Source organism: Mesorhizobium sp. B2-8-1, assembly GCF_006440955.1.
GTDB lineage: Bacteria > Pseudomonadota > Alphaproteobacteria > Rhizobiales > Rhizobiaceae > Mesorhizobium.
Window position 1 is genome coordinate 446,779 of the sequence record NZ_VFTX01000004.1, and the last position, 26,942, is coordinate 473,720.

The window sequence follows — 26,942 nt, forward strand, 5'->3', positions numbered from 1 at the left end:
ACTGATTGCATGAGATGCAACAATACACTCATGGGTTGCAGAACGTGCGGGCGTTGCCGGTCCATTTGCCGAAGCCGGTGGCCACCATGTTTGATATCACGCGGCAGACATAGACCTTCTGCGCCGGGTCGTTGTCGGGCCCCGCGTGATAGCGGGCGACGGCCATCGACCAGGTCACGTGACGGGCATGAAGGCTGGCCAGGAAACGCGCTGCATAGTCGACGTTCTGACGCGGATCTAGCATGTCCTCGACGCTGCGGAAATGCGCGCCGTGGTAGTGGTGATTGATTTGCATGCAGCCGAGATCGATCAGCGTCTTGCCCTCGCGTCGGGCATTGGCGAAGGTGGCAAGAGCTTCGGCGCGGCTTGTCGGGAAGACTGCTTTTCCTTCTATATTCAATGCGTTGGGCTGCAAGCTTCCCTTCTTGCCGGTCTCGGTCAAGCCGACGGCATAGAGGATGCCGGCCGGCACGCCATAGTGGTCGGCGGCGCGCAGGATCTCCGGTTCGCAAGCATTGGCGGCGGCAGCGGCGGCGCTCGCAAGACTAGATAAAGATATCGCCGCCAGCGCGCTCGCGAGAAGGCGAAGCGGGGCGGCCGTGTGCTTGCGCGTCATCATTGTGTCTTCCGGCGGATTGCTGGCCCGGTTGCTGGCCGCCAGCGCCGCTGTTGCCGCCGCCGGAATTCCCGGGTTGAAAGGACGACTGGTCGCGGCCCGCCGCCATCTGCAAGGATGCGGTCGCATCAGTGCGGGTCGTTGCGGGGACCGCTACCGAAGGTTGTAGTATCGTGACCTTGTCAACCTCGAAGCCGAGTCCGCGCAGGGACTTGACGATGGCATCGCTATCAGAGGACAGCCGGTGGTAGGCGTCATGTGTTTGAGGCTTCAACTCAATCGAAAGTTGTTCTCCGGAGAGGCGAAGATTGGCGGTGACCATGCCAAGCTCGGCCGGATGAAGTTCGATCTTCAACACATGTGTCGCGGCGGCAACAGGGCCTGTCAGTTGCGCAGTTGCGGAGTGTGTCGAAAGCGTCGTTTTCGGGCCACCATCGGCTGTTATGGCGCCGATCACATTGAGGGCGGCCTGGCTCATCGGCGCCTGCGGCGGGGCAGGGAAGCTGCGCTCGGAAACCACGTCGATGCGTCCTGCCGCCGAAGGTTGTTTTCCGGGCTCGGACCGCAACGAGGACTGAACATCGGCGATGGACCTCAGCTGCGGTGCCGCGTGCTTCGGATCCACGCCCGGCACTTCGGCCGGCGCCGTCTGGGGCAGCGGCCCGGCCGCGATCGTATTATCGCGTTTTGGCGTGCCGGCGGCGTCGTTGACGGTCTGGCCATCGAGCTTGGTCAGCGCCCCATCGACGAGCGATGTCCGCTCGGGCTTCGACATCGGTTCGAGGTCATCATGCCCGGCGGCGGATTTCGGCCGGTAGGCCTTCGGCAGGAACTGCCCGTCGAGCGCCGGTTCCTGTCCGGTTTCGCTCGTATCGGCCGGTCTGGCCGATGTCGAGAAATGGCGCAGGTCATGGAACGCGATCAGCAACGGCAGATGGTCCTCGAGCGGCGTCGTACCTGTCTCGGCCGCTGCGCCATCGGCGTCCTTGTCCGTCTCGGCGGTCTTGTCGTCCCTGGCTGCTTTCGCGGCCAGCATTCCGCTGGATGGGATCCTTGCCTTGCCAGCCGGCAGTGGCTCGTCCTTCTGCCCGGCAGGACCGGCGGCAAGCCTGCTCCAGCGCTCATCGCGCGATTCGGCCCCGGCTGCCGGATGCTTGTCCGGGTGGGCCGGACCGGCCTTGTCGTCCAGCATCTTGCCGAAACCCGTGTCGTCATTCTTTCCGGTCGCCGCCGGCTGTTCCGCCGTCGTGCGCGCGGTGGTGATTCCCGGCAGCGCCGGACCGAGGCTGGGGGTCATTTCGGAGCGGCTCCAAGCATCTGGTCGATCAGGTCGAGCTGTCGACGGGTTTTGACCATCGCGGCATCGGTCGGGTCTGACGTGTCGGTGCTGGCCGCGGCCGCCGGCGCCGATGCCGGCAGGACAGTTGCCGCATCGCCCGGAGCCGGCGGGTTCGGCGCAGCTGCCACTGTGTCGCCGGATGGCGCGACGGCCGGCTGTTCGGAGACAGCACCCTCGACGGGCGGCAATCCGGCGGCGTCGGTGGACTGCGCGGCGGCAGGCTCGGGCTCGTGCGATGGTATGACCTCTGCAGGTGCCGGGCTGGCGGTCGGAAGGGAAGCGGGCGGCGCCACCACTTCGCCGGCGATGGCCTCGGCGGCGTCGAGCAGCGCGCGGTCGCCGTCCGACAGCCGGCTGCGGTCGATCTTGCCCAGCTTGGCGCGCACGTCCTCGATGGTACCCGATGTCACGGTGGACAGGCTTGAGTAGAGCAGGGCGCGCGGATCGCCCTGATTGGTGTTGCCGTCGCGGCCTTGCTCGGCCCGCGCCGAGGCGAAGGCGGACAGTTCGTTCAGGCCGTCGATCGCGGCGCGGCGGGCGATGCGCAGATAAATGACCTTCTCGCGCTCGGGATCCATCATTGAGGTGATATCGGCCAATTTGTCCTGGCTGATCGACATGTGCAGCTCAATCACGCCCGAGACGAAGGAGTCGGCGAACTGGCTGGCATAGGGCGAATAGAGATAGCGCTCGACATATTGTGTGGAGGCAAGCGCAAAGCGCGCCGCGTCGCGCTGCGCGACCGCAATGCCGACCGAGCGGCGCAATGCCGCCTCCTCGACCAGTGTCCCGGGGCCGAGCAATTTCGCCTCCTCGAGCAGCACCAGCGCCGCGGCCGGCTGGTCGCTGGCGAGCAGCGAACCCTTGACCAGGGCAAGGAAGGCGGCGAGGTCGCTGGGCTCCGCCATCGGATCGACCGGCTTCAAGGCTTCGATGGCCTCGCCGGGGCGGCCGTTCAGGTAATCGATGACGCCCCTGGCAAGGGCTAGGTCCCGCGCATCGGCGGTGGCGCGCGACACGGCCGCCTCGACGGTCACCGGGTTGCCGCCGCTCATGCCGTAGACCAGCAGCGCGCGAAAATTCTTCGGATCCCTGAAATCGTCCTTGTCCGCCTCGCGCAAGCGCGTATCGATCATCTCCAGCAGCTTGGACTGCATCGGCAGCGCGGCGTGGTCGCCGACGGCGATACGGTCCTGAATAAGCTGCAGCGAGCGCACCAGCTGATAGGGTTGCAACGAATCCTGCGCGAGGGCGGCCGTAGGCTGGCCGGCCAACAGCAAAAGGCCCATCAAGCGGCTGGTGAAGACCGCCCGCCTCATCCGCCGGTCGCCATCAGTATCTCGATGCGGCGGTTCACCGCCGACAGCGGATCGGCGGGGTCCTTCGGCTGGCGGTCGGCGAAGCCGGCGACTTCGGTGATGCGGCGCTCGTCGACGCCGCCGCGCACCAGCATGTAGTACGCCGAATGCGCGCGCGCCGTCGACAGCCGCCAATTGTCGTAGCCGGCGCTGCGGAACGGCCGCGCGTCGGTGTGGCCGTTGATGCTGATCGTGCCCTTCTGGCTGTTGACGATGCGGCCGATCTTTTCCATCGCGAGCACCAGCTCACGGCGCGGCATCGCGGAGCCGACCTCGAACATGCCGAAGTCAAGCTGGTCGGTGATCGAGATGAGGACGCCCTTGTCGGTGGCTTCGACCGAGACGCCGTCGTGCAACTTGTCGCCAGGTTTGAAGGCCTCGGCCAGCTGCTGCCTGACATCGGCCGCAGCCTTAAGCGCGGCCGCGCCCGGCTTCTTTTCGCCGGCATCGGGCTTGGCCGCCTCGGCGACGGCGGCAACCTTGGCGTCCGCGAGCCCGGCAGCGCCGGCTTTCGCATCACCCGCCTCGGCGATTGCCGTTGTGGCCTTGCCGTCATTTGCCAGAGGTTCAAGCGGCGCCGCGATGACCGGCGGCGCAGGCGGCACGGCCTTGACCTTGGCGACCTGCGCCTCGGCGGCCTTGTCGCCGGGCTTCACCGGATCACCTTCGATCCTGGCGCGCTGCGCGCTGGCCTCGGCGCCCGGCGAGGCCACCTGCTGAGACCAGAAATCAGGCTCGAACGGATCGCGATAGGAGGCGCCGCCGGAAGCGCCCGTTGCCGGGCCGGCACTCTGCGCGCCGCCATCGCCCTTCTGGCTGACGTTCTGCATGATGCCGGTGTTGGTGGCGATTTCCGAAAGCACCGCGTAGGGATCGGCGAACAGGTGTTCGTCGGACTGCTCCGACTGCTGCGGCTCCTGCTTTTCCTTTTTCGGATCGGATGAACCCGCGCCGCCGGCTCCATCCTGTCCGGCCTTGGTGGCCGCCTCTTCCGGATTGTCGGCGGTCAGCCCGATGGCGCGCGGACCGTCGCCGAGATCCTCCAGGCCCTTGCGGCTCGACGTGCGGTCGACCAGCTTGACCGGATTGAAATAGCTGGCGACCGCCGCCTTGGTCTGTTCGTTGGCGGCGTTGATCAGCCACATGACCAGGAAGAAGCACATCATGGCCGTCATGAAGTCGGCGAAGGCGATCTTCCAGACGCCACCGTGATGGCCCTCCTCGTGGTCGTCATGGCCGCGACGCACGATAATGATCTCGTGCCTGGCCTGATCGGCATCGGCGACGCTCATGCCAACACCTGGGAGAGCGTTGCCGACCATTCGGCCATGCGCGTCTCGAACACCGCTTCGTCGATGGAGACCGTGAGATCGAACCCGGGAGCTTCGATGAAGTCGAGATTGGCGGCGCGCGCTCCGAGCGACGCCTTCAGCGCTTCGAAAAGGGAAAGCGGGCCGCGAACGACTATGCGCACCGCTTCGCCATCGCCGACCGCTTCGCGGACCGCACCGGCAAGCGCTTCAAGCGAGCGCTTTTGCAGGTCATCACTGACGATGCCGCCGATGATGCGGGCGACCGTGGCGGCGACGAGGTCCGTCACGCGCGCCTCCATGGCATCGATGCGCAGCGAGACCGCCTCGCCGACATCGCCGCCGAAGCTCTCGAGAAAGGCCTTCGCTTCCTCGGCATTCGCCCGGCGTTCAGCGTCCATCGCTGCTTCGTGGGCAGCCGCAAGCCGCTCGCCAAGCGCCGCCTCCGCCTGGGCGACCGCTTCGGCGATCAGCGTGCCGATATCGGCTTGCGGCGCGGCTGCTTCCGGCTCGTGCTCGGCGGCGGCCTTCGGCTGGCTGACACGTTGCGGGCGCGTGCCGAAATCCGGCAGGAGATCGAAAAGGGCTAGGGAAGGCATGGACTACACCGCGACTTCCTGGGCCGCCCATTTGCGCAGGATCTGCGCTGTGCGCTCCTCGTTGAGGTCGACCATGCGGGCAAGCCGCTCCTGCGGCGCGGGCCTGATCTTCTGGCGCAGGTCGTCGAGCGGCGTGGAGCCGGCCCGCACGCCCGGCAAGGCGCCGACGGCCGAGCCGGCTTCGGCGGAAGCCGTGCCCTCTGGCGTCGGCAGCGAGCGCTGGACCTCGTCGAAATTGGGACCGGCTATGGCCGGCGTCGCCTTTGCTGTCAGAGCCGCCGCCATCGGGCGCAGGCCGAAGAAGGCCACCAGGAACACCACGACGATGAAGGCGCCGGCATTGATCAGCGTGCCGGCATGCTGGCCGACGGAATCGAGCATTCCGGCTTGCGGGACCGCCTCGCCGTCGAGCCCGTCGATGAACTCGACCGCCGAGACGTCGATGACATCGCCGCGCTTGTCATCGAAGCCGGTGGCAGAGGTCACCATCTTCTGGATGTCGGCGACGCGCTTGGCGATCTGTTCGGGCGTGGCGTCCTTGCCCAGGATCGCCTTCAGCCGATCCTGGTTGACGACCACGGCGATGGACATCTTGGTGACGCTGTAGCCGTTGGAGACGGTGGCGATCTTCTTGGAGTTGATCTCGTAGTTGGTGATCTCTTCCCTGCGGTCGTTCTGCGAGGAGGATTGCGGACCCTCGGTGGCGGTCGTCTGGGTCTCGGGCAGGTTCTGCTCGACGCTGGCCGGGGTGGAGGCCTGCTTCTGGTTGTTGTTCTCGTTGGCACGCACCGACTGCACCGAACGCTCGACGCGCGACTCCGGATCGAAGATCGTCTCCTCCGTCTGGCGGGTATCGGTGTTGACGTCGGCCTTGACGCTGGCGCGGAAATTGTCCGGGCCGAGATACGGGGTGAGGGCGCGCCGGATGTTGTCGCCGATCTGCGCCTCGACGGTTTGTTCGACGCCAAGCGTGCGGGCGGCACTTGTGTTGGAGGGATCATCTCCCGCCGCCAGCAGATTGCCGTTGGAATCGAGCACCGTCACCTTGTCGGCCGACAGGCCGGGAACGGCGGCGGCGACGAGATGGCGGATCGACATGGCGCTTTTCTCGGCGTCGATGCCGGCGTAGCGGATGACGACGGACGCGGAGGGCTGCTGCTCGTCGCGGCGGAAATTGGCACGCTCGGACATGACGATATGGACACGCGCCGCCTTGACGCCGGCGATCGACTGGATGGTGCGCGATATCTCGCCCTCCAGCGCACGCACACGCGTGATCTGCTGCATGAAGGAGGTCAGGCCGAGCGAGCCGACATTGTCGAACAGTTCGTAGCCGGCATTGGCGCTGGTCGGCAGGCCTTTTTCGGCAAGCAGCATGCGCGCCTGCGCGGTGGTGCCGGCCGGGACCAGGACCGAGGTTCCGTCGGAGCCGACGTCGAAGCCGATGCCGGCCTCGCCCAGCACGAGGCCGATCTGGTTCACGTCGGCGCGGTCGAGCCCGACATAGAGCGTGTCGTAGGCCGGACGGTTGAGATAGACGGAAGCGACACCGATGACGCTCATCACCAATGCGGCGATGCCCGCCAGCATGGCCAGGCGCTTTACGCCAAACCCGCGGAGATTCGCGATGATGCTCTGGATCTGTTCCGGCACGGTCGACTACTCCCAGCATGACTGTCCGCTGGAACACTAGCCCCCGAAGCTTGTGCGAAAATGAAATCGGGCCGCGCTCGGCGCGCGGCCCGTCAACCTTGAGGTGAAGACGTCGAGTGAGCGGTCAGCTCTTGAACAGCGACAGGATCGACTGCGAGGAACTGTTGGCGATCGACAGCGACTGGATGCCAAGCTGCTGCTGCACCTGGAGCGCCTGAAGGCGGGTCGATTCCTTGTTCATGTCGGCGTCGACGAGCTGGCCGACACCGCGGTCGATGGAGTCCATCAGGCTCTGCGTGAAGGTCTTCTGCAGGTCGATGCTGCTCTTGGCCGAACCGAGGATGGTGGCGGAATCGGTCAGCTGGCTCATGACGTTGTCGATCTTGGTGATCATCTGGGTGATGATGTCGTCGGTCACGCCTGCCGCCGTGATGTCGAGATTGTAGGCGGAAATATTGTCGACCTTGGCGACCGCCCCCGCCGCGGTCTGGCCGGCGGTGTTGGCTGCGATATCCGTTGATCCACCCGCGATCGATGCCGCATAGGCGGTGTCATAGAGGGTCTGCGCGGCCGCGGTCGAATAGACCGATGTCTTGCGGTCGAGAATGCCCTGGTTCTTGACCTCGCCGGCGAGACCCGAATCGAAAAGCTTGGTGCTCTCGACATCGATGTCAATCGTCCCGAGCTGGACGGCGCCGGAGGAGGTGCGGTTGAACGAGGACACGATCTTGGAGTCGGGCTGGACGCCGTCATTGGCGGCCGACACCTGCTTGGAAATCACCGACAGGAAATTCGAACCGGAGAAGGTGGCGGCGTCGGCAAAGGATTTCATCTGCGCCTGAAGCGCCGTGATTTCGGTCTGCGTCTTTGCCTTGGCGGCATCCGTCTGGCCGACGGTCGAAAGCAGCTTGGTTTTGATCTTGCCGATCGTGTCCAGCACATTGTTCATGCCGGTATAGGCGGTGTCGACCTTCGAGGCGCCGAGGCCGAGCGCATCCTGCACGGTCGAGAGCGCCTGGTTGTCGGAGCGCATGGTGGTGGCGATCGACCAGTAGGCGGCGTTGTCGGAGGCTTCGGAGACGCGATAGCCCGTCGAGACGCGGGCCTGTGTCTGCTCGAGCGACTTGTTGGTGGCGTTGAGGCTTTGAAGTGCAGTTAACGCCGCAGCGTTCGTCATGATGCTCGCCAAGAAACTCGCTCCTTCTCTAAGCCGGCATGCCCACAGGCCTGGTCGGCCTGCCCATCGGCTGCGATCGTGCCGGTCGGGCCGATTCGACAACCTGTCGTAAGCTATTGGTTAACCATAGCTAGCGCGATATGGTTAACGCCCTGTTAAAGTCAGCTTTCGACAGTTAAGGAACGAGGATTGCGCGGGGCTGGAGCAAACGCAATCGGGCCGCGCTTTTGGCGCGGCCCGATATCTTGGTGCTGTTCGTGGATGGTGAAGGCGATCAGCCGCGGAAGAGCGACAGGATCGACTGCGACGAACCGTTGGCGATCGACAGAGCCTGGATGCCGAGCTGCTGCTGAACCTGCAGGGCCTGGAGGCGGGTCGATTCCTTGTTCATGTCGGCATCGACGAGCTGGCCAACGCCGCGGTCGATGGAGTCCATCAGGCTCTGCGTGAACGTCTTCTGCAGGTCGATGCTGCTCTTGGCGGCGCCGAGCGTGGTGGCGGCGTTCGTCATGTCCTTGAGCGCGGCGTCGACGACGTTCATCATCCCCGAGATCTGGTCGTCGCTGAAGCCCTTGCCGGTTGCGGAGTCGAAGATCTTCAGGCTGGCGACCGAATAGGTGTCGCCGGCCGCAACGGTAGCACCAGCAGCCGGAGTAGCCGCCGTGGCGGTGACGCTGCCGTCGGTGCCCAGACGCGCGGCGTCGAGGATGCCCTTCGCGGTGCCGGCCGTGGTACCCGCCTCGTACAGCTTGGTGCTTTCCACGTTGACGTCGATCGTCGAGATCGATACCGCGCCGGAAGCGTCACGGTTGAAGGCCGAAACGATCTTGATGTCCGCCACGGACGTGCCCGTGCCGCTGTCCACGGACAGCATGTTGGTGCCGGAGAAGCTGGCGCCATCGGCATAGGCCTTCAGCTGCTTCTGAAGGGCGGCGATTTCGGTCTGGGTCTTTTCCTTGTCGGCATCCGTCTGGCCGTAAGAGGCGGTCAGCTTGGTCTTGATCTGGTTGATGGTGTCGATCGCGCTGTTCATGCCGGTGTAAGCGGTATCGACCTTCGAGGCGCCGAGGCCGAGCGCGTCCGAAACGGTCGACATCTGCTGGTTGTCGGAACGCATCGTGGTGGCGATCGACCAGTAAGCGGCGTTGTCCGAAGCCTGGGAAACGCGATAGCCCGTCGAGATGCGGGCCTGGGTGGTTTCGAGGTTCTTGTTGGTGGCGTTCAAGCTCTGCAGCGCGGTCAGCGCCGAGGCATTGGTCATGATACTGGCCATGTCTACTCGTACCTTACTTTTTACAGGTGTTTTTTGACATACCGGATTGGCCGGTATGACGGAGCGGCATCATGCCAATGATCTGTCTGAGACCCGATCACCCGCCATCTGCGAGGAATATGGCGGCAAGTCCCTACCAAAGGACTAAACCGGACGGTTAATCGAAAAATATTGTCGAAAAAAACGGGAGGGCGCGGTTCGGCGCCGGGCGCGATCAGTTGAAGGAGCGCACCAAGCTGCCGACAAGCAGGTTCCAGCCGTCGATCAGCACGAAGAACAGGATCTTGAACGGCAGCGACACCACCGTCGGCGGCAGCATCATCATGCCCATCGCCATGGTGATGGTGGCGACGATCAGGTCGATGACCAGGAACGGCAGCACGATCAGGAAGCCGATCTCGAAGCCGCGCCTGATCTCGGAGATCATGAAGGCGGGCACCAGGATGCGCAGGTCGACGGTTTCCTTCGCAACGGTCTGGCCGCGTTCGCGCGCGAGGTCGGCGAACAGGTCGAAGTCCTTGTCGCGCACATTGTGCAGCATGAAGGTGCGGAAGGGATCGGAAATCTTCTCGAAAGCCTCGGTTTGGCTGATCTGGTTGTCCATCAGCGGCTTGACGCCGGTATTCCAGGCCTGGTCGAAGGTCGGCGCCATGACATAGAAGGTCATGAACAGCGACAGCGAAATGAGGATAAGGTTCGCCGGCGTCGACTGCAGGCCGATGCCGGCGCGCAGGATCGAGAAGGCGATGACGAAACGGGTGAAGCTTGTCACCATGATCAGCAGGCCCGGCGCCACCGAAAGCACGGTGAGCAGGCCGAACATCTGGATGATGTAGCCGACGGTGGTGCCGTCGGCCTTGCCGATGCCGCCGAGGTCCAGTTGCTGGGCCGTCGCGATCGATGTGGCGGCGCCGAGCAGCGCCGCGGCAAGAAGAAATTTCTTCATTCGAGCAGCAACGTCCTGATGAGTACCTGCTTGGCATGCCCCTGGCTGCGGATCGAGGCGCGCTCCTCGATATCGGCCTTCAGGTGCTGATAGCCGCTGGCGCCTTCTATCTGGTGCATCTTCAGGGTGCGCACGAAGGCCAGAAGATCCTGATGGATCTCATCCGACATTGCCGGCGGCTGCGGCGCGTCGTAGACCACCGACACTTCCATCCTGATCCAGGTCTCGGCGGGCGAGGCGATGTTGGTGGTGATCGGCGCCAGCGCGACGAGTGACGGTCCCGTGCCGGGCTCTTGCGCGTCGGCGGGCTTGGGCACCTTGCCCTCGTTTTCCGGCGCGACGGGTACCGATGCCGGTGCCCCCACACCCTTGAGATAGCCGCCGGACAGCCAGCCCATGCCGATGGCGGCAGCCGTCACCAGGAGCAGCATGGCGCCCTGGACGGCAAGGGAAGGACCCTTGCGAGACGGAACCTGTTCGACGCTGGCCACGGTGCTGCGGTCTCCAATGCCCTAGAACGGAAGAACCTGGTCGAGGATCTGCTGGCCGTAGGCCGGCTGCTGGACCTCGCTGACGCGGCCGCGGCCGCCATAGGAGATGCGCGCCTCGGCGATGCGTTCATAGGAGATGGTGTTCTCCGCGCCGATATCCGACGGGCGCACCATGCCGGCGATGGTGAGCACCCTGAGCTCATAATTGACACGCACTTCCTGCGAGCCCCTGATCATCAAATTGCCATTGGGCAGGACTTCGGTGACGACGGCAGCAACGTTGAGCTCCAGGTTCTCCGAGCGCTTGATCTCGCCGTCCGCATTGGTTTCGGTGCTGGAGCTCAGGCCGGCGTCGCCCTTGCCGCTCGTGCTCTTGTCTTCCCATCCGAGCGTGACGTCGTAACCCAGCTTGCGCGAGGCGGTGCGGCTCCTGTCGTTCTGGTTCTTGAAGTTGGCCTTGTCGTTGAGCTTGATCCTGACGGTGAGAATGTCGCCTTCGCGCAACGCCCTGGGGTCGGTGAACAGCCGGCTCTGGCGATCGTCCCACAGCGAGAATTTCTTGACCGGCGCGGCAGGCGGCTCAGGATAGCTGTAGGGCGAAGCTCCTTCACTGCCGATGCCGGAACCGACCGGCGACAGTGAAGGCTCCCTGCCGATCTCCTTGAGATTGGTGCCGCAGCCGGACAAAGCTGCGACCGCGCACAGGATGAGCGTTCTGCGGATCATGACGGATCTACCCTTCGGGCTGCGCTGGCCATGATGCCGGTGAGCGTCGCCGCCGCCTTCTGGTCCATTTCGTTGAGGATGACGCCGGCCTTGCGCGAATCCAGCTTCATCAGGATGGCCGCGGCGAGATCGGCATTGACGATGGCCAGGCGCTCGGCCGCCGCGTCGGGCTTCATGCCGGCATAGATCTTGACGACGCTGTCCTCGGCCCGGGCCAGGAACACCTCGCGCCGCTTCAGCCAGGTCTCGTATTCGGCCCGCTTTTCGTCCAGTGCCTTCATGCGTTGGTCGATGCCGGCCTGGAGCTGTTTCAACTCCTCCGCCTGCAACACGTAGCGGCGGTCGCGGGCGGCGTCGGCTATGTTGGAGCAGAAGCGCTCGATCTCGCTTTGGTCGGGAGCCTTCTCCCGGGCCAACAGCTGCGGCGCGGGTGCGGGCGGCGCCCCCGGCAGGACCTGGCGGACGGCTTCCTCGGCATGCACGCCGCTGGAAAAGGCCGCCAGAGCGCAGGCCGCGAACAGGATCGCGGCGGGGCGGCATCCTTGATGGAATGAGGGGAGGAAGATCATCGGCATCGCCTATTGGAGAACCAGATCGGCTTGCAGGGCGCCGGCCGACTTGATGCCTTGCAGGATGGCAATGATGCCGTCGGGCTTCACGCCGAGGCGGTTGAGGCCGGAAACAAGGGTTTGCAGGTCCGGGCCGTCGAGCACGGCGACGCGCGCGTCGGGCCGGCTGGCGTCGATGGCGGTGAACGGCTCGACGGCGGTTTCGCCCTTGGAGAATGGTTCGGGCTGCACGACGCGCGGCGCTTCGGTGATGCGTACCGTCAGCGTGCCGTGGCTGATGGCCACGCGTGAGATCTTGACGTCGTTGCCGATGACTATGGTGCCGGTGCGCTCATCGATGACGACGCGGGCCGGCGTATCGGATTCGACCACGAGGTTCTCGATCTCGGCGTAGAAGCGGGCCGCCGAGACGCTTTTCGGCCGTCTGATCTGCACGGTGCGGGAATCGCGCTCGGCCGCCACGCGCATGCCGAAGCGCTGGCTGGTGTAGTCATTGATCGCGTCGGCGATGCGAATGGCGGTCGAGAAATCGGGATTGCGCAGCTGCAGCGTCAGTATCGGCTGGTCATCGAACTCGGCCTTCACGGCACGCTCGATGATGGCGCCGTTCGGCACGCGGCCCGCGGTCGGGACGCCTTGCGTCAACTGCTCGGCCTGGCCCTGGGCGGTGAAGCCCGAAACGATGACCGCGCCCTGGCCGACGGCATAGATTTCGCCGTCCGCCGCCTTCAGCGGCGTCATGATCAGGGTGCCGCCGGCGAGCGAGGTAGCGTCGCCCATCGAGGAAACGTCGATGTCGATGCGCGCGCCCGACTGCACGTAGGGCGGCATGTTGGCGGTGACGATGACGGCGGCCACGTTCTTGGCGCGCGCTCTGCCGTCTTCGGTGGCGATGCCGAGATTCTCCAGCATGGCGCGAATCGACTGTTCGGTGAACGGCGAGTTGCGCAGGCTGTCGCCCGATCCGGCGAGGCCGATGACCAGGCCGTAGCCGACGAGCTGGTTGTCGCGCGAACTCTGCAGCTGCGCGATGTCCTTGATGCGCGAGGCGACCTGGCCCGGCGGCAGCGAGCTTGGCCCGGGCGAGACGCGGAACATGCGCGTGGTGGTGGCCGGATCATATTCAGGATCGTCATAGACGCCGCCATTCCTGGCGGCGAGTTCGCGCTTGGCCTTGGGCGTGAGGCCGTCGGCCAAGGCAGGCTGCAGGCCGAGCGCGGCTGCAAGCAGAAGAGCAAGCGGACGCATCATGAAGCGCTGACCTGGATGGTTCCGTCGGCCATCACCGTGCCGGAGAGAATCTTGCCGCTGTCGCTGTTGCGAACCTTGATGAGATCGCCGGCCGAGCCAGGCTGCAAGGTCACGGCGGTGGCCGATATCGTCAGTCCGCCGGCGATGAAGAAGACCTGCACGGCTGCGCCCTGCTCGACCAGCCAGGCGTCGCGAATGGCGGCGGCGGGGATGTAGCGGCCGGGCAGCAGCGTGCGCTTGGCGATCTTGCCCTGGAGTTCCTCGGCAAGGGTCGCCACCGCGTCGGGCTTGTGCTTGCCGGGGATGAGGGTCACCTGCTTGAGGGCCGCGAGCTCGATGGTCTCGCCGGGATAAATGACCCGGTTTGGGATCAGCACGACCTCGCCGGCAGGCTGGCTGCTGGCGATCTGCGTTGCCGACCGGTTGGCCGCGTCCTGCGCGAAAGCCGGCATGCCGCCGGTCACCAGCGCAAGGACGAGCGCGGTGCGGCGGAACGCGGAGCAGGAGACCGGACCGGCCATTGTCGTTACCTGATGTTCTTGGAGACGACCGAGGCCATGTCGTCGGCGGCCTGGATGACCTTGGAATTCATCTCATAAGCGCGCTGCGCCGAGATCAGTTCGGTGATTTCCTTGACCGGGTCGACGTTGGAGGCCTCGAGATAGCCTTGCTGGATGGTGGCAAAGCCGGGATCGCCCGGCACGCCGGCATTGGCGGGGCCGGAAGCGGTGGTTTCCTGGAACAGATTGTCGCCGAGCGGCGCCAGTCCCGCTTCGTTGGCGAAGTTGACGATCTGGAGCTGGCCGAGATTCTGCAGGTCGGTCTGGCCATCGATGCGGGCGAAGACCTGGCCCGTCTTGTTGACGATGACCTCGACGGCGTCGACCGGGACGTTGATCGCTGGAATGACGCTGGCGCCGTCCACCGTCACCAGCTGGCCTGTGGCGTTGGTGTTGAAGGCGCCGGCGCGGGTGTAGAGCGTGCCGCCATCGGCGCCTTCGATCTGGAACCAGCCCCTGCCGGTGAGCGCCATGTCGAAACTGTTGCCGGTGCTGGTCAGTTCGCCCTGGGTGTGGACGTTGCGCACGGCGGTGGTCTTGACGCCGAGGCCGATCGAGACGCCTTCCGGCACCAGCGAAGCGTTGGAGCGATTGGGCACGCCTTGCGTGCGGTCGACCTGGTAGAGCAGGTCGGAGAATTCGGCCCGCGCCCGCTTGTAGCCGGTGGTGTTGATGTTGGCGATATTGTTGGCGATGACTTCCAGATTGGTCTGCTGGGCGTTCATGCCGGTGGCGGCGATGGCGAGTGCTTTCATGGCCGAACTCCTCAGATGCCCATGCGGCTGACTTCGAGATAGGCCGAAACGACCTTGTCGCGGATGGCGACGGCGGTCTGCAGCGCCTGCTGGGCGCTCATCACGGCATCGACGACCTGACGGGTGTCGGCGTCGCCCTTGAGCGCCTGGACCGAGACCTGCTCGGCGTTCTGCAGCGTGTTGACGGTCTTTGTGGCCGCCTGGCTCAGCGCCTCGGCGAAGGAGGTGCCGAGGTTGCCTGCGCTCGCGGGCGCAACGCCGCCCTGAAGCAGCTCAGTCGCCGTGTCGCCAAGTCCAGGCTTCAAGTTGAGCGCGCCGATGCCGTTCACGATCATTGGTTCCTCATCAGGTCGATGGTCATTGAAATGAGATCGCGCGCCTGCTTCACGACTTGCAGGTTAGCCTCGTAGGAGCGGTTGGCCTCGGTCATGTCAGCCATTTCGATCAGCACGTTGACGTTGGGCATCTTGACGTAGCCCTTGTCGTCGGCGGCCTCGTTGCCGGGTTGGAATTCCACGGGAAAATCGCTGGGATCGCGGTCGATCGAGTTCACTTCGACCGTTGAGCTGCCAGTGGTCCGGTCGAGCTCCGAGACGAAGCTGATGGTCTTGCGGCGATAGGGGTCGGAGCCGGGGGTGGTGCCGGTCGACTGGGCATTGGCGAGGTTTTCGGAAACCACGCGCAGCCGCTCCGACTGGGCGCCGAGGCCGGAGGCTGCTACTTTGAGGGCTGCTGTGAGCGCGTCCATGGTCAGCTCTTCACCGCCATCATCATCATCGAATGGAATGCCTTGACGATTGCCGTGTTGAGCTCGAAGGAGCGGCGCACCTCACCGGCCTTGAGAAGCTGGTCCTCGAGCACGACGGTGTTTTTTGACGGCATGACGACGCCGTCGTCTTCCTGTGGCTTGATCGCGAAACCGGCATTGGTCGCGGCGCTGCCGAGGTGTCCGGCCTGTGTCGTCTGCAACGACACCGCCGCGCGGTCGAGCACCTTTTCGAACGGCTCGACATCGTTTGCCGTATAGCCCGGCGTGTTGGCGTTGGCGATGTTGCCGGCGACCGCCGACTGACGCACGGCCAGCCATTGCGCCTGCTTGGCGGCGAGATCGAAAAGAGAAACGGGCTCCATGGGAATCTCCGGGCGTGTGCCCAAAGACTAGGCCGCCAGTCTTGCGCGGACCTTGCGGGCGGACGCAACCGGCAAGCGCGGCGAACTTATCTGGAAAGCTCGATCACCTGGTTGGCGCTGGTGACCATCACCCATTTGCCGTTGCGTTGCTCGATCGACGACACCTTGTTGGAATCCGGCAGTATCGAGCCGCGCTGGACCATCCACAGCCCGGTGTCGTCCTCGATCATGGCGCGGCCATTGGCGACGTGGACCATGCGGAATTTGGTGACGTCGGCTGGAAAGGGCTGGTCATCTGGTGCCGGGGCGGCGCTGGGATCGCCCTGCACGGTTCCGGTGGCAAGCAGGTCGATATTGGCATTCGGAACGTCCTTGGCCGTCAGCGGCGCGCTGCGCTCGGCAACCACGCCGCCGCCCTCGCGTCCAGAATTGGTGCCGGTGCCGCCGAACTTGATTGCCTGGACGCCGAACTGTTCCTGATTGAAGAAGATATACCAGGGAAACAGCGCGCAGATCAGGCCGAGCGTGATGCCGAGCGCGGCGATGACGAAGTCGCTGCGCCGCCCGGCCTTCTTGCCCAGCCTGGGAAACGCGGTCTTGGGCGGCTGCGGCCATTGCGGGGCGGCGAAGAGCCCGTCGATGGCCGAGTTGCGGCTGGCTTCGATCTCTTCTTCGGCTTTCGCCTCGGCGATCATTTCGCGCAGGATACGCTCGGTATGCTGGAGCTCAGTCCCCTTGTTCGGCATTCTGCTTTCCCTTGAGATGGCGGGCGAGATCGGAGAACGGATCAGCGGACGGGCGGTCCTTCGGCGATTGCATCAGCGCCTCGTAGATCAGGGGTACCTGGCGCACCGCCATATCGAGTTCCACGTCGGCGCCGCCCTGGTAGGCGCCGAGCAGGCGGATGTCGCGCGTGTCCTCGAAGCGGGAGATCATCGACTTCAGCCGCGTCACCAGCGCGCGCTGCTCGACGCTCCAGGCCTTGCCGGCCAGGCGTGATATGGACGACAGCGGATTGACCGGCGGATAGCGGCCCTGTTCGGCGATCGCGCGGTCGAGCACGACATGGCCGTCAAGGATGCCGCGCACGGAATCGGCCACCGGATCGTTGTGGTCGTCGCCGTCGACCAGCACGGAAATGATCGCGGTGATCGATCCTTTCCCTTCCACTCCCGGCCCGGCGCGTTCGAGCAGCTTCGGCAGCTCGGTGAAAACCGAAGCCGGATAGCCGCGCGCGACCGGCGGCTCACCCGTTCCCGTCGCCACTTCGCGCAGGGCGTGGGCAAAGCGGGTGATCGAATCCAGCACCAGAAGCACGCGGTGGCCCTGGTCGCGAAAATGTTCGGCGACACGCATCGCGGTGTCCGGCGCCCGCCGGCGCATCATGGCGCTTTCGTCGCTGGTGGCGACGACGGCTACGGTCTTGGCCATGCTGTCGCCGATCGTGTCCTCGAGGAATTCGCGGACCTCGCGGCCGCGTTCGCCGATCAGCGCCACGACCACGGTGTCGAAGGCGTCTGCGCCGGCGAGCATGGCCAGCAGCGTCGACTTGCCGACACCGGAACCGGCAAAGACGCCCATGCGCTGGCCGAAACAGAGCGGCGTGAAAATGTCGATGATCTTGACCCCGGTCATGAAGGCGGTGCCGACGCGCTGGCGCGCCATGGCGCCGGGCGTGGCGGCCCCGGACATGCCGTCGCCCCTGATCAATGGCGGGCCACCGTCGATCGCCCGGGTGAGCGCGTCGATCGTGCGGCCGCGCCACGAGGCATGCGGCGCCACGGCGAGCGGACCGCGACGGAAAACGGCGTCGCCTATGCCGGCATCGGCACTGCGTTCGAAGGGGGCCACGACAATCTCGTCGCGGCTGATCTTGACGATCTCGCCGCGGCGCGTGCCGGCATGGCCGCGCTGTTCGACAAGATCGCCCAGCCTGGCGAAATCCGAAAGGCCGCGCACCTTGTAATGCGTCGATGTGACTTCGGTGACGAGGCCGCCGCGTTTGAGCAGTCCCTCGGCATCGCTGAAGCGCCGCCATATCCGCTCCAGCGCGGCAAGCCGGTCTTCCGGCGTTGGCTGGGGCAGTCTTTCGGGTGCGCGCAGGGTAGGCTGGTCGAGCGACATGCTACTTCGAGCCGAGCGTCTTGATCGCCTCGTCGGTGGAGGAATCAGTCTGCCGCATCAGGGCGGCGGTGTTCTCGAAAGCGCGCTGGACCATGATCAGCCGCGTCATCTCCAGCACTGGATTGACGTTGGATTCCTCGACGAAGCCCTGGGCGACGCCGATATCGGCGCGATCGGTCACCGGCTCGGGCGTGCGCGCCGGCACGATGCCGGAATTGCCGTAGCGCACGAAATTCTCACCCGGATCGAAATTGTACAGGCCGATGGAGCCTACCAGCTGATCGTTCTGGCGCAACGATCCGTCGGCTCCGGCCTTGGGCGGGCCGTTGCGGGGGTCGAGCTGGATCGGTGCGCCGCCGGCGTCGAGCACGGGATGGCCCTCGACCGACATCAGCTCGCCATTCTCGTTCATCGAGAAGCGGCCATCGCGGGTCATGACGGTGCCGACCGGCGTCTCGATGGCGAACCAGGCGTCGCCCTGTATGGCGAAATCGAACGGATTGCCGGTCTCGGTCAGGGAGCCATGGGCGCCGGAAAGGTAGGTCTTGCCCGAGGAGGCGAAGGACACGGATTTCGGCCCGGTGCCGGACACCACGTCCTCGAACTTCACGCCGGTGGCGCGAAAGCCGACGGTCGAGGCGTTGGCGACATTGTCGGCGATCGTGTCGAGCCGACGCTCGAGCGCGATCTGCGAGGAAAGGGCGACGTAGAGACTGTCCCGCATGGTCAGAACTTCAACTTCTGCATGGCCATCATCAGGTCGGTGGAGATCCCCGCCGTGACCGGCTTGGCGAAGAGCACGCTGATCGACGACACGGCTGACGAGGTCGGGTGGTTGATCTCGTACATGGAGGTGAAGCGGGTCAGGAACTTGCCGAGCTTTTCGGGGTCGGAGAAATCGGAAATGTCGAGCTTCTGCTCGAACAGCTGCGCCTGCTTGTCGACATCGGCGGTGGCGAAGGAATCGGGCAAGCCGAGCACTGTGCGCACCACACTGGCAAGAGCGGTGTCGGCGAGCACATTATACCAGCTGGTGATATCAGGCGCCTTGCGCTGGAAATAGAGCGCCAGCCGTACGCCCTCGTTGGTTTGGCCGGCATCCTCCTCCAACGTCTGGCGCATGTATTTGTCGACGGTCGGCTGCTGTGCCGGATTGGTCGTGGTGGCCGCTTCGGCGTATTGTTCGAAGTTGAAGGCAGAGGCGAGCCCGGCATAGGCTTTGTTGGTTATCTTGTTGGCGACGCTGTCGGGGTCGCGGACGCCACCGGCCAGGACGCTGCGGATCAGGTCCTTGCTCTCTGTCGCCGGATCGAGCGCGTAGGCCGAGAGGGCATAATTGTACAAGCGGCTGTTGGCCATCAGATCGTCGATGGATTTCACGTTCGTGATGTTCGCCAGGTAATATGCGGTCTCCGACTTGATGTAGTCCGCATTCGGCTTGATCAGGCCAAGCGCCGACTCTGTCGTGTAGATTTTCGGTGTATCTTTCAGCACTGCGTCGCGCGTGGTCGTCTGATCGCCATATTGGGCAAAATCGAAGGCCGTGACGAAGTTGGCGTATCGTTTATCGGTCAGCTTGTTTGCAGGGCTGTTGGAATCGCTCACGCCGCCCTCGAGCATGGCGCGGATCTGCCGCGGGGTTTCGGTTGACGCATCCAGTCCATAGGACGCCATGGCGAATGTAAGCAGGCGCTTGTCCGCCATGAGGTCGTCAATCGACCTCACCTTGGAAATGTTTGCCGCGTAGTAGTCGGCCTCGCCCTTGACGTACTGCGCGCTCGGCTTGATCAACGTCAGCCCGGCTCCGGCCATGTAGCCCTTAGGCACCGCCTGCTGGACGTTGTCGCGCGTGGTCGTCTGATCGCCATACTGGGCGAAGTCGAACGCCGAGACGAAGTTGGCGTAACTCTTGTCGGTCAGCTTGTTGGCGGGACTGTTGGTATCGCTGACGCCACCTTCGAGCATCGCCCTGACCGTTGCGGCCGGTTCGGTTTCGGCGTCGAGCCCGAATGCGGCCATCGCGTATGTCAGCAGGCGGCTGTCGCCCATCAGGTCGTCGATCGACTTAACCTTGGAGATGTTGGTGACATAATAGGCGGTTTCGCTCTGATAGTAAGAGAAGCCCGCCTGCGAGGCGCCGATCTGGACTTGCAGCGCATAGTTGCCGGTCACCAGCTGCTGCGCCTTGTTGTAAACGGTGGTATTGGCGCCGTTGGCTGCGAAGTTGAAGGCGCTGACAAATTCGGCGTAGCGCTTGTCGGTCAGCTTGTTGGCGAAACTGTCGGGGTCGGAAACGCCTTCCTTGAGCGCCTTGACCATGAACGCCTTGGCGTAAGCCATGTCCTCCAGGCCGTAGGCCTTCATGGCATATTTGAACAAACGGTCATTGTTGACGAAATCGTCGATCGATTTCACCTTGGTGATGTTGTCCAGATAATATTTGGTGTCGCGATCGACCGTCGGCTGCTTTTCGATGCGGTCGATCGACTTGTCGATGTCCCTGGTGATCAACTGGTAGCTGGTATAGGTACTGAGCAAGGACGCGCCTCCGGCCGAAGCTATGCCAGCACAATAGACTCACTTCCTTGCGCGAAACTGAATCGCGCCGATCGGCTCGATGCCGCTCCGATTCAAGCCTCACACAAGGCACGGGGACTATCCCTTGCACCTGACTTGAAATGCGGAAGGACCTCTCGTGGGCATTCTGATTGGACTGGTGGTGACGCTCGGCTGCGTCCTTGGCGGCTTCATGGCCATGGGCGGGCATCTGCATGTGCTGATGCAGCCCTGGGAAGCGGTGGTCATCTGCGGCGCCGCACTCGGCACCTTCCTCGTCGCCAATCCGATGAAAACGGTCAAGGACACCGGCAGGGGCATCCTCGAAGCCTTCAAGCAGGCCGTGCCGAAGGAGCAGGATTATCTGGAAACGCTCGGCGTGCTGCACAGCCTGATGCGTGAACTGCGTTCGAAGTCGCGCAGCGAGGTCGAGGCGCATATCGACAATCCCGAGGAATCGGCGATCTTCCAGGCATTCCCCACCGTGCTGAAGAACCACGACCTGACGCATTTCATCTGCGACTATTGCCGGATCATCATCATCGGCAACGCCCGTTCGCACGAGATCGAGGCGCTGATGGATGAGGAAATCCAGACCATCAAGTCCGACAAGATGAAAGCCTACCACGCGCTGGTGGCGGTCGGCGACGGCCTGCCGGCGCTCGGGATCGTCGCCGCCGTGCTCGGCGTGGTCAAGGCGATGGGCGCGCTCGACCAGTCGCCGGAAATCCTTGGCGGCCTGATCGGCGCCGCCCTCGTCGGTACCTTCCTCGGCATCTTCCTGTCTTACGCGGTGGTCGGGCCCGTCGCCACCAAGATCAAGACGGTGCGCGAGAAGAAGAACCGGCTCTACATCATCGTCAAGCAGACGTTGCTCGCCTACATGAACGGCGCCCTGCCGCAGGTGGCGATCGAGTTCGGCCGCAAGACCATATCATCCTATGAGCGGCCGACCATCGACGCCGTCGAGCAGAGCACGATGAACACCGGCTCCGCCGAGAAAAGGGCCGCCTGAGCGATGCGCGACAGATCGGTGCCGACATTGTCATGACCAGTCCCGGCAGTCCCTCACAAGCGCGCTCGCTGATCATCGAGCGCCTGGTCGGCGACAGCGGCGAGGCCGCCCAGGTCATCGGCACCGGCCGGGGCATGGCAGAGCGCGCTGCGCCGCTGCTGCAGAAGAGCCTGACCAGTGAGCTTGGAGTTCCGGTCACCGTCGATCTCAGGGGCGTCGAGGTCAGCCGCGTCGCGGAGGCCCGCTCCCGTGCCGGCGATACGTTTGCCATGACCATCGTTGCGTCAGCCACGTCCTCTGATGCCATGACCCTGGTGATCGATGCGCCGGCGATCGCGGTCACGCTTTGCACGCTGTTCGGCGGCGACCCGGAGATGCCGGCATCGCCGATAGAGCGTGATCTGTCGCAGATCGAGGTCGATGTTTCGACCATGATGTTCCAGCAGGTCGCGCAGGCACTGAACGGATCGGGACGACGGTCGCTCGACCTGCGCCTGCCAGTGCCGCGGGCGATGTCGGGCACCGAAGCCAAACGACACGTGTTGCGCGATGGCGCTGCAATCCGCATCGTCTTCGGCATCTCGACGCCGGCCGACAGCGGCACCGTCACGGTTACGATGCCGCAGCGTGTCGTGCTGGCCAGCCGGGACAGCGCTGCTGCCGGCGGCGAGAACGATCAGGGCGCCAGCTGGCGCGCGCGCTTTTCGGAAGAAGTGATGCGCTCCACGGTAGCGCTCGAGGCGACCATGCCGCTGGCCCGACTGACGCTCGGCGATCTTGCCGATTTCGAAATTGGCCAGATCATCGAATTCGAGGAAACGGCGCAATCGCAAGCGCGTATCGGCGCGCGCGGCAAGACGCTGTTCGTATGCGAGTTCGGCAAGCTGGGACAGAATTACACCGTCCGGATCAAGCATCCCTATGATGCCGGACAGGATTTTATCGACGGGCTCATGCCGGCTGGTGCCGGGCACGCCTGAGCTTTTGGAGACGATGCATGGCCAAGACCAAGGCAGAAGCCGAAATCGACCAGCCGGACGAGCAGCTCGACCGCGCCATCGAGGAATTGCGCGGGGTTCTGCATGAAGAGGAACAGCGCCCCGATATTGCGTTCAAGGCCGCGTCCGCTGCCAATTCGAGCGTCATCATGAACATCCCCGTCGACGTCCAGATCATCCTCGGCAGCACCGAGATGCCGGTGTCCGACCTGATGGCGCTGCAGAAGGGCTCCACGGTGGCGCTCAACCGCCGCATCGGCGAACCGGTCGACGTGGTGGTCAACGGCCGCAGAATAGCGCGCGGCGAGATCACCGTGCTCGAAAGCGACCCGTCGCGCTTCGGCATCAGGCTGACCGAAATCATCGCCGGCACGAAGGGCGCGTGAAGATGCGTCGCGGGTCTTGCCGGCGGCAGCGGGAGCGAAAGGCATGACGACGTCCCTTTCCCTGACGCGTCCGCAGAAGGCGGCCGCCATACTGGTGGCGATGGGCAAGCCGTCGGCCAGCCGCCTCTTGAAATTCTTCAAGCAGGAGGAATTGAAGGCGCTCATCGAGGGCGCCCGGCTGCTCAGGACCATTCCGCAAGGCGATCTCGAGCGCATCGTCGCCGAGTTCGAGGCGGAGTTCACCGAAGGGGCGGGACTGCTCGATTCCGCCGACAGGATGGACACCATCCTCAATGAATCGCTGTCACCCGAAGAGATGAGCGCGATCATGGGTGACAAGAAATTCGAGGTTGCGCCGGAAGGTCCGCCGCCGATCTGGCCCGAGCTCGAGAAGCTCGAGCCGGTGCGGCTTGGTACTTTCCTGGCCGGTGAACATCCGCAGACTGCGGCCATGGTGCTGTCGAAGCTGGCGCCGCAGGCGGCGGCGAGCGTGCTGTTGACGTTGAGCAAGCCGACGCGCGGCGAGATCATCAAGCGCATGGTGACGATGGCCAATGTTCCCGACGCCGCCAGCAGGATCGTCGAAAACCGGCTGCGCACCAGCGTGCTGGCGGAAACCGCGACCAAGGATACATCGGCCGGACAGGCGCGCGTCGCCAGCGTTCTCAACGAATTGGACAAGCCGCTGCTCGAGGAGGTCATGCAGGACCTGGAGGCCGCCGGCACGCCCGATCTCGACGGCGTCCGGGCTCGGCTGTTCTCCTTCGACGATTTGCCGCTGCTTACCCAGAAAGCGCGCGTGCTTCTATTCGACGGGCTGTCGACCGAACTGGTCACGCTGGCGCTGCGCGGCACTTCGGCGATCCTTGCCGAAGCGGCGCTGTCGGCGATCGGCGCGCGCTCGCGGCGCATGATCGAAGCCGAACTCGGACAAGGATCCGAAGGGGTTCCCCTCGCCGACATCATGGCGGCGCGCAAGACGATCGTGACGACGACAATCCGGCTGGCGCGCGAAGGCGCGTTCGAGCTTCCCGCGACCCAGAACGCCGCCGCCTAAGGCCGGATCATGGCAGAGGCGGTCGACAAGGATTCCAAAACCGAAGAAGCGACGGAAAAGAAGATCCGCGACACCATCGAACAGGGCAAGCTGCCCCATTCGAGGGAGACCGCGCTCCTGGCCTCCTTCGTCGCCATACTGGTGTTCACCGTCTTCTACGCCAAGGATGCCATTGTCGATCTCGGCATGTTCCTGTCGATGTTCCTGGAGAAGCCGGAAGCCTGGCCGATGGACACCGAGACCGACGTCATCGCGCTCTACAAGATCGTCATGCTGGAGGTGGGCCGTGCCATCCTCAGCCTGCTGGTGCTCCTGACCATCGCCGGCATCGGCGCCTCGGTGTTCCAGAACATGCCGCAGTTCGTCGGCGAACGCATCAGGCCGCAGCTGTCGCGCATCTCGATCGTCAAGGGCTGGAACAGGCTGTTCGGGGTGCAGGGCTGGGTCGAGTTCCTGAAGGCGCTCGGCAAGGTGGGCTTCGCCATCGTCGTGCTCGCCCTCACGCTGTCCGAGGATCACCGCAAGCTGCTCGCCGGCATGATCACCAATCCCGTCGCCTTCGGCCTCGTCATCCGCGGCATCGCGGTCGACATACTGGTGGCGATCGTCTTCGTCATGGGCCTGATCGCGGCGATCGACATCGTCTGGTCGCGCTTCCACTGGAAGCAGGACCTGCGCATGAGCAAGCAGGAGGTCAAGGACGAGTTCAAGCAGTCCGAGGGTGACCCGATCGTTAAGTCGCGGCTGCGCTCGCTGGCGCGCGACCGCGCTCGCAAGCGGATGATGACGGCGGTGCCGCGCGCGACGTTGATCATCGCCAACCCGACGCACTTCTCGATCGCGCTTAAATATGTGCGCGACGAGGATTCGGCACCGCTGGTGCTGGCCAAGGGGCAGGATCTGGTGGCGCTCAAGATCCGCGAAATCGCGCGCGAGCACAACATCCCGATCTTCGAGGACGTGGCGCTCGCCCGCTCCATGTACAAGCAAGTTTCGGTCGATAGTGTGATCCCGTCGCAATTCTACCAGGCCGTCGCCGAACTGGTGCGGATCGTCTACTCGAAAAAGGCTGAGCGCAGACAGATTTCATGAACCGCCAACCGCACGCCAATTCCCGCGAGATCATCGTCGCCAGCGCCATCGAGCAAGTCGTGGCGGAGCTCAGGCTGATCGATGTCGCCGATTATATCGCCTTCATCCGGCTGGAGCATTTCGCCTGCCTGTCGGACCTGGTCGATTCCGCGGCGGAACTGTTCTTCAAGCCGGGCACGCTGAGGCTCGGCCATGGCGGCGAGGCGCATGTCGACTGGAGCGGCAGCCCGCGCATCGTGCTCGATCTCGAGCTTCGGCCGCCCGGCGTCACGGTCTATTTCCAGCTGACGCTGAGCGAAAAAGGCGCCTCGGTCGCGGTCAACTACGTGTCGTTCGAAAAGCCCGGCGAGGACCCCGAGCACAACACCGCCCTGCTCGAGGCGGTGGTCGAACAGGCGCGTATCCGCAAGGTCGAGCCGCTGGCGTTCTAACTATTCGATCAGGCCGAGCCGCAGCGCCTTGGCGACCGCCTGGTTGCGGTTGACGGCGTTGAGCTTCTGGGTCGACTGGGTGAGATACTGGTTGGCGGTATGCACCGACAGTTTCAGCAGCCGCGCTATCTCCTCGCTGGTATTGCCGTTGGCGGTCAGCTTCAGGCATTCGAGCTCGCGCTTGGAGATCGCGCGCGTCTTGCCGACATCGCCCGGACGCATGCGGGCGACAGCGGCGAACAGCGAAAAGCAACGGGCGTGGATTTCATAGAGCGCGTCCTGCGGCAGGGCGATCTCCGAGCCGAGGAAGACGACGAGGCCGCACTGGCCGCGATCGGCGTGGACGGGAAAGGCGATGCCGCTGCTGCCGGGCGCCAGCGGCGCCATCTGCTCGGTCCAGGCAAGGCCGCCGAACATCTCGCTCATGGCCGCCACACCGTCATCCGTCCACCAGCGCGGTTCGGTCGAGATCCTGCTATGGCGCACGATCTCCTCGCCATTGGCGCCCGAGATGAACTTGGTCGCCACCGATATGCCGGGATAGTCGGAATCGAAGCACGGCACCAGCCGCGCCCGCTCGAGCGACGGGCTGACGAAGAACAGGCCGAAGGCCGAGGCATTGATGTCGACGGCGATCCACCGGCAGCGCCGCACAGCATCGGGAATGGTCACGGCGTGATGCGTTTCGGAGCCGAGCGAGAAGGCACCGAACGGATTGCGCTGGTCGTTGAAAAGGGCCTCGGCGGCCTGCTTGACGTCGGCCTGTTTCAAATGATGCCGCTCCTGATCGCCGTGGCGATGGCCATCGCGCGGTTGCTGGCCGCGAATTTCTGGATGGCGTGGGTGATGTAGCTGTTGACGGTGTTGGAGGACACGCCAAGGATGACGGCAACCTCGTCCGTGGTCTTGCCTTCCGAGACCCAGAACAGGCATTCGCGCTCGCGGTCCGACAGCGGATCCTGCATGGCGGCGGCGGCGATCAGTTGCGGAATATGCGAGAGCGCGTAGCAGCACTTCAGCTGCGCCTTCATCAGCGCCGGTTGGTCGATCCGACCGGCGGCTGCCGCCGAGAACAGCGCGAACAGGCGTTGGCGGCCGACATTCAGCCTGAGCGAATAGATTTCGGCATGGCCGAGCACGTCGAGCAGACGTGCCTCTTCGCCGGAGACCAGCCCCTCGGCCTGTGGTGCCTGCGCCGACACCAGCGGCCTTGGACGCATGCCCGGCGCGACGGTGAGCGCGCCCTGGGCAAGGCCAGCGATCAGCCGCTTGCCGATCAGTTCGATGGCGTCGAAAATCCAGTTGGACGAGACGATGCGCGCGTCGTTGCGGTCCTGATCGTGGACGATGGCGACCAGCATATAGCTGTCGGCACCGATCTCGGCGGTCAACTCCATGAAAAAGCTGGTGAGATCGCCGCGCGACGTCAGGCGCGAGCCCAATGTGTCGGATTGAAGAAGCGCGGCGGGACTGCTCATTTGCTGTTTTTGGCCGGAATCGATGCTGATGTCCGGATGCTGGAGAGCCAG

The 26,942-nt window shown here is 64.5% G+C and carries 30 protein-coding genes; 6 read left to right on the plus strand and 24 right to left on the minus strand.

The annotated features are described in order from the left end of the window. Positions 1–28: 28 nt before the first annotated feature. From FJ428_RS14005 to FJ428_RS14110, 22 genes are all read right to left on the minus strand, one after another. Entirely contained in the window at positions 29–616 is a 588-nt protein-coding gene (locus FJ428_RS14005; protein WP_181165242.1) for a lytic transglycosylase domain-containing protein, read from the minus strand. Further along, the gene (locus tag FJ428_RS14010; protein ID WP_140879587.1) at positions 546–1,913 is read right to left on the minus strand and encodes a flagellar hook-length control protein FliK; all 1,368 of its coding nucleotides are present in this window, start codon (positions 1,911–1,913) and stop codon (positions 546–548) included. Before FJ428_RS14010 ends, FJ428_RS14005 begins: the two co-directional genes overlap by 71 nt. Beyond that, complete coding sequence (locus FJ428_RS14015; RefSeq protein WP_140879588.1) at positions 1,910–3,274, minus strand: chemotaxis protein MotC; 1,365 nt, start codon at positions 3,272–3,274, stop codon at positions 1,910–1,912. The genes FJ428_RS14010 and FJ428_RS14015 overlap by 4 nt, the downstream gene beginning before the upstream one ends. Beyond that, positions 3,271–4,605 carry a MotB family protein gene (locus FJ428_RS14020; RefSeq protein ID WP_140879589.1) on the minus strand — a complete coding sequence of 445 codons (1,335 nt, stop codon included), beginning with the start codon at positions 4,603–4,605 and terminating at the stop codon, positions 3,271–3,273. Before FJ428_RS14020 ends, FJ428_RS14015 begins: the two co-directional genes overlap by 4 nt. Next, on the minus strand, positions 4,602–5,222 hold the full coding sequence (locus FJ428_RS14025) for a hypothetical protein (protein WP_140632558.1): 621 nt from the start codon (positions 5,220–5,222) through the stop codon (positions 4,602–4,604). The genes FJ428_RS14020 and FJ428_RS14025 overlap by 4 nt, the downstream gene beginning before the upstream one ends. A gap of 3 nt (positions 5,223–5,225) precedes the next feature. After that, positions 5,226–6,875, minus strand: a complete 1,650-nt coding sequence (fliF, locus tag FJ428_RS14030; protein ID WP_140496223.1) for a flagellar basal-body MS-ring/collar protein FliF — start codon at positions 6,873–6,875, stop codon at positions 5,226–5,228. A gap of 124 nt (positions 6,876–6,999) precedes the next feature. Further along, a complete protein-coding gene (locus FJ428_RS14035) occupies positions 7,000–8,064 on the minus strand; it encodes a flagellin (protein WP_140496222.1) in 1,065 nt (354 codons plus the stop codon). Between the two features lie 262 nt (positions 8,065–8,326). Further along, the gene (locus FJ428_RS14040; RefSeq protein ID WP_140496221.1) at positions 8,327–9,325 is read right to left on the minus strand and encodes a flagellin; all 999 of its coding nucleotides are present in this window, start codon (positions 9,323–9,325) and stop codon (positions 8,327–8,329) included. A gap of 214 nt (positions 9,326–9,539) precedes the next feature. Then, a complete protein-coding gene (gene fliP, locus FJ428_RS14045) occupies positions 9,540–10,271 on the minus strand; it encodes a flagellar type III secretion system pore protein FliP (protein WP_140513640.1) in 732 nt (243 codons plus the stop codon). Then, positions 10,268–10,762 carry a flagellar basal body-associated FliL family protein gene (locus tag FJ428_RS14050; RefSeq protein ID WP_140496219.1) on the minus strand — a complete coding sequence of 165 codons (495 nt, stop codon included), beginning with the start codon at positions 10,760–10,762 and terminating at the stop codon, positions 10,268–10,270. Before FJ428_RS14050 ends, fliP begins: the two co-directional genes overlap by 4 nt. Positions 10,763–10,783: 21 nt before the next feature. Next, positions 10,784–11,488: a flagellar basal body L-ring protein FlgH gene (gene flgH, locus FJ428_RS14055; RefSeq protein ID WP_140513639.1), complete on the minus strand. Its 705-nt coding sequence runs from the start codon at positions 11,486–11,488 to the stop codon at positions 10,784–10,786. Continuing rightward, positions 11,485–12,063: a MotE family protein gene (locus tag FJ428_RS14060; RefSeq protein ID WP_181167293.1), complete on the minus strand. Its 579-nt coding sequence runs from the start codon at positions 12,061–12,063 to the stop codon at positions 11,485–11,487. Before FJ428_RS14060 ends, flgH begins: the two co-directional genes overlap by 4 nt. Positions 12,064–12,066: 3 nt before the next feature. Beyond that, complete coding sequence (locus FJ428_RS14065) at positions 12,067–13,308, minus strand: flagellar basal body P-ring protein FlgI (RefSeq protein WP_140879591.1); 1,242 nt, start codon at positions 13,306–13,308, stop codon at positions 12,067–12,069. Continuing rightward, entirely contained in the window at positions 13,305–13,829 is a 525-nt protein-coding gene (gene flgA / locus FJ428_RS14070; RefSeq protein WP_140496215.1) for a flagellar basal body P-ring formation chaperone FlgA, read from the minus strand. The genes FJ428_RS14065 and flgA overlap by 4 nt, the downstream gene beginning before the upstream one ends. A 5-nt stretch (positions 13,830–13,834) precedes the next feature. Then, entirely contained in the window at positions 13,835–14,623 is a 789-nt protein-coding gene (gene flgG / locus FJ428_RS14075) for a flagellar basal-body rod protein FlgG (RefSeq protein ID WP_140513636.1), read from the minus strand. An 11-nt stretch (positions 14,624–14,634) separates the two neighbouring features. Continuing rightward, the gene (locus tag FJ428_RS14080) at positions 14,635–14,958 is read right to left on the minus strand and encodes a flagellar hook-basal body complex protein FliE (RefSeq protein WP_181165227.1); all 324 of its coding nucleotides are present in this window, start codon (positions 14,956–14,958) and stop codon (positions 14,635–14,637) included. Then, positions 14,955–15,371 carry a flagellar basal body rod protein FlgC gene (flgC, locus tag FJ428_RS14085; RefSeq protein WP_140496213.1) on the minus strand — a complete coding sequence of 139 codons (417 nt, stop codon included), beginning with the start codon at positions 15,369–15,371 and terminating at the stop codon, positions 14,955–14,957. The genes FJ428_RS14080 and flgC overlap by 4 nt, the downstream gene beginning before the upstream one ends. A 2-nt stretch (positions 15,372–15,373) precedes the next feature. Beyond that, positions 15,374–15,754, minus strand: coding sequence for a flagellar basal body rod protein FlgB (flgB, locus tag FJ428_RS14090; protein ID WP_140496212.1), 381 nt, complete (start codon positions 15,752–15,754; stop codon positions 15,374–15,376). 86 nt (positions 15,755–15,840) lie between these two features. Then, positions 15,841–16,500: a hypothetical protein gene (locus FJ428_RS14095; RefSeq protein WP_140879592.1), complete on the minus strand. Its 660-nt coding sequence runs from the start codon at positions 16,498–16,500 to the stop codon at positions 15,841–15,843. Continuing rightward, on the minus strand, positions 16,481–17,878 hold the full coding sequence (gene fliI / locus FJ428_RS14100) for a flagellar protein export ATPase FliI (RefSeq protein ID WP_140513634.1): 1,398 nt from the start codon (positions 17,876–17,878) through the stop codon (positions 16,481–16,483). Before fliI ends, FJ428_RS14095 begins: the two co-directional genes overlap by 20 nt. Position 17,879: 1 nt before the next feature. Continuing rightward, positions 17,880–18,602 (minus strand): flagellar basal-body rod protein FlgF, encoded by a 723-nt coding sequence (gene flgF, locus FJ428_RS14105; protein WP_140513633.1) that lies wholly within the window; start codon positions 18,600–18,602, stop codon positions 17,880–17,882. Positions 18,603–18,604: 2 nt separating this feature from the next. Further along, positions 18,605–20,416, minus strand: a complete 1,812-nt coding sequence (locus FJ428_RS14110; protein WP_140879593.1) for a DUF1217 domain-containing protein — start codon at positions 20,414–20,416, stop codon at positions 18,605–18,607. A gap of 157 nt (positions 20,417–20,573) precedes the next feature. Here FJ428_RS14110 and motA point away from each other — a divergent pair, with 157 nt between their 5' ends. From motA to FJ428_RS14140, 6 genes are read left to right on the plus strand one after another with little or no spacing between them, the layout of a single operon-like run. After that, on the plus strand, positions 20,574–21,449 hold the full coding sequence (motA, locus tag FJ428_RS14115) for a flagellar motor stator protein MotA (RefSeq protein WP_140496207.1): 876 nt from the start codon (positions 20,574–20,576) through the stop codon (positions 21,447–21,449). Between the two features lie 32 nt (positions 21,450–21,481). After that, on the plus strand, positions 21,482–22,429 hold the full coding sequence (locus tag FJ428_RS14120; RefSeq protein ID WP_140556625.1) for a FliM/FliN family flagellar motor switch protein: 948 nt from the start codon (positions 21,482–21,484) through the stop codon (positions 22,427–22,429). Positions 22,430–22,446: 17 nt separating this feature from the next. Next, positions 22,447–22,833 carry a flagellar motor switch protein FliN gene (fliN, locus tag FJ428_RS14125; protein WP_140496205.1) on the plus strand — a complete coding sequence of 129 codons (387 nt, stop codon included), beginning with the start codon at positions 22,447–22,449 and terminating at the stop codon, positions 22,831–22,833. Between the two features lie 43 nt (positions 22,834–22,876). Continuing rightward, entirely contained in the window at positions 22,877–23,890 is a 1,014-nt protein-coding gene (locus tag FJ428_RS14130) for a flagellar motor switch protein FliG (protein WP_140513630.1), read from the plus strand. Positions 23,891–23,899: 9 nt separating this feature from the next. Next, entirely contained in the window at positions 23,900–24,982 is a 1,083-nt protein-coding gene (gene flhB, locus FJ428_RS14135) for a flagellar biosynthesis protein FlhB (protein ID WP_140556627.1), read from the plus strand. Next, entirely contained in the window at positions 24,979–25,413 is a 435-nt protein-coding gene (locus FJ428_RS14140) for a hypothetical protein (protein ID WP_140496202.1), read from the plus strand. The genes flhB and FJ428_RS14140 overlap by 4 nt, the downstream gene beginning before the upstream one ends. On the opposite strand, the gene FJ428_RS14145 is transcribed toward FJ428_RS14140, so the two are convergent. Beyond that, positions 25,414–26,184, minus strand: coding sequence for a helix-turn-helix transcriptional regulator (locus tag FJ428_RS14145; RefSeq protein WP_140513628.1), 771 nt, complete (start codon positions 26,182–26,184; stop codon positions 25,414–25,416). Then, positions 26,181–26,891, minus strand: coding sequence for a helix-turn-helix transcriptional regulator (locus tag FJ428_RS14150; RefSeq protein WP_140496200.1), 711 nt, complete (start codon positions 26,889–26,891; stop codon positions 26,181–26,183). Before FJ428_RS14150 ends, FJ428_RS14145 begins: the two co-directional genes overlap by 4 nt. Positions 26,892–26,942: the final 51 nt, after the last annotated feature.

Bases quoted from the DNA above. Each gene is read 5' to 3' on its own strand.
- FJ428_RS14005 (WP_181165242.1), bottom strand. From the start codon at position 616: ATGACGCGCAAGCACACGGCCGCCCCGCTTCGCCTTCTCGCGAGCGCG.
- FJ428_RS14010 (WP_140879587.1), bottom strand. From the start codon at position 1,913: ATGACCCCCAGCCTCGGTCCGGCGCTGCCGGGAATCACCACCGCGCGC.
- FJ428_RS14015 (WP_140879588.1), bottom strand. From the start codon at position 3,274: ATGAGGCGGGCGGTCTTCACCAGCCGCTTGATGGGCCTTTTGCTGTTG.
- FJ428_RS14020 (WP_140879589.1), bottom strand. From the start codon at position 4,605: ATGAGCGTCGCCGATGCCGATCAGGCCAGGCACGAGATCATTATCGTG.
- FJ428_RS14025 (WP_140632558.1), bottom strand. From the start codon at position 5,222: ATGCCTTCCCTAGCCCTTTTCGATCTCCTGCCGGATTTCGGCACGCGC.
- FJ428_RS14040 (WP_140496221.1), bottom strand. From the start codon at position 9,325: ATGGCCAGTATCATGACCAATGCCTCGGCGCTGACCGCGCTGCAGAGC.
- fliP (WP_140513640.1), bottom strand. From the start codon at position 10,271: ATGAAGAAATTTCTTCTTGCCGCGGCGCTGCTCGGCGCCGCCACATCG.
- flgH (WP_140513639.1), bottom strand. From the start codon at position 11,488: ATGATCCGCAGAACGCTCATCCTGTGCGCGGTCGCAGCTTTGTCCGGC.
- FJ428_RS14060 (WP_181167293.1), bottom strand. From the start codon at position 12,063: ATGCCGATGATCTTCCTCCCCTCATTCCATCAAGGATGCCGCCCCGCC.
- FJ428_RS14065 (WP_140879591.1), bottom strand. From the start codon at position 13,308: ATGATGCGTCCGCTTGCTCTTCTGCTTGCAGCCGCGCTCGGCCTGCAG.
- flgA (WP_140496215.1), bottom strand. From the start codon at position 13,829: ATGGCCGGTCCGGTCTCCTGCTCCGCGTTCCGCCGCACCGCGCTCGTC.
- flgG (WP_140513636.1), bottom strand. From the start codon at position 14,623: ATGAAAGCACTCGCCATCGCCGCCACCGGCATGAACGCCCAGCAGACC.
- FJ428_RS14080 (WP_181165227.1), bottom strand. From the start codon at position 14,958: ATGATCGTGAACGGCATCGGCGCGCTCAACTTGAAGCCTGGACTTGGC.
- flgC (WP_140496213.1), bottom strand. From the start codon at position 15,371: ATGGACGCGCTCACAGCAGCCCTCAAAGTAGCAGCCTCCGGCCTCGGC.
- flgB (WP_140496212.1), bottom strand. From the start codon at position 15,754: ATGGAGCCCGTTTCTCTTTTCGATCTCGCCGCCAAGCAGGCGCAATGG.
- FJ428_RS14095 (WP_140879592.1), bottom strand. From the start codon at position 16,500: ATGCCGAACAAGGGGACTGAGCTCCAGCATACCGAGCGTATCCTGCGC.
- fliI (WP_140513634.1), bottom strand. From the start codon at position 17,878: ATGTCGCTCGACCAGCCTACCCTGCGCGCACCCGAAAGACTGCCCCAG.
- flgF (WP_140513633.1), bottom strand. From the start codon at position 18,602: ATGCGGGACAGTCTCTACGTCGCCCTTTCCTCGCAGATCGCGCTCGAG.
- FJ428_RS14120 (WP_140556625.1), top strand. From the start codon at position 21,482: ATGACCAGTCCCGGCAGTCCCTCACAAGCGCGCTCGCTGATCATCGAG.
- fliN (WP_140496205.1), top strand. From the start codon at position 22,447: ATGGCCAAGACCAAGGCAGAAGCCGAAATCGACCAGCCGGACGAGCAG.
- FJ428_RS14130 (WP_140513630.1), top strand. From the start codon at position 22,877: ATGACGACGTCCCTTTCCCTGACGCGTCCGCAGAAGGCGGCCGCCATA.
- flhB (WP_140556627.1), top strand. From the start codon at position 23,900: ATGGCAGAGGCGGTCGACAAGGATTCCAAAACCGAAGAAGCGACGGAA.
- FJ428_RS14140 (WP_140496202.1), top strand. From the start codon at position 24,979: ATGAACCGCCAACCGCACGCCAATTCCCGCGAGATCATCGTCGCCAGC.
- FJ428_RS14150 (WP_140496200.1), bottom strand. From the start codon at position 26,891: ATGAGCAGTCCCGCCGCGCTTCTTCAATCCGACACATTGGGCTCGCGC.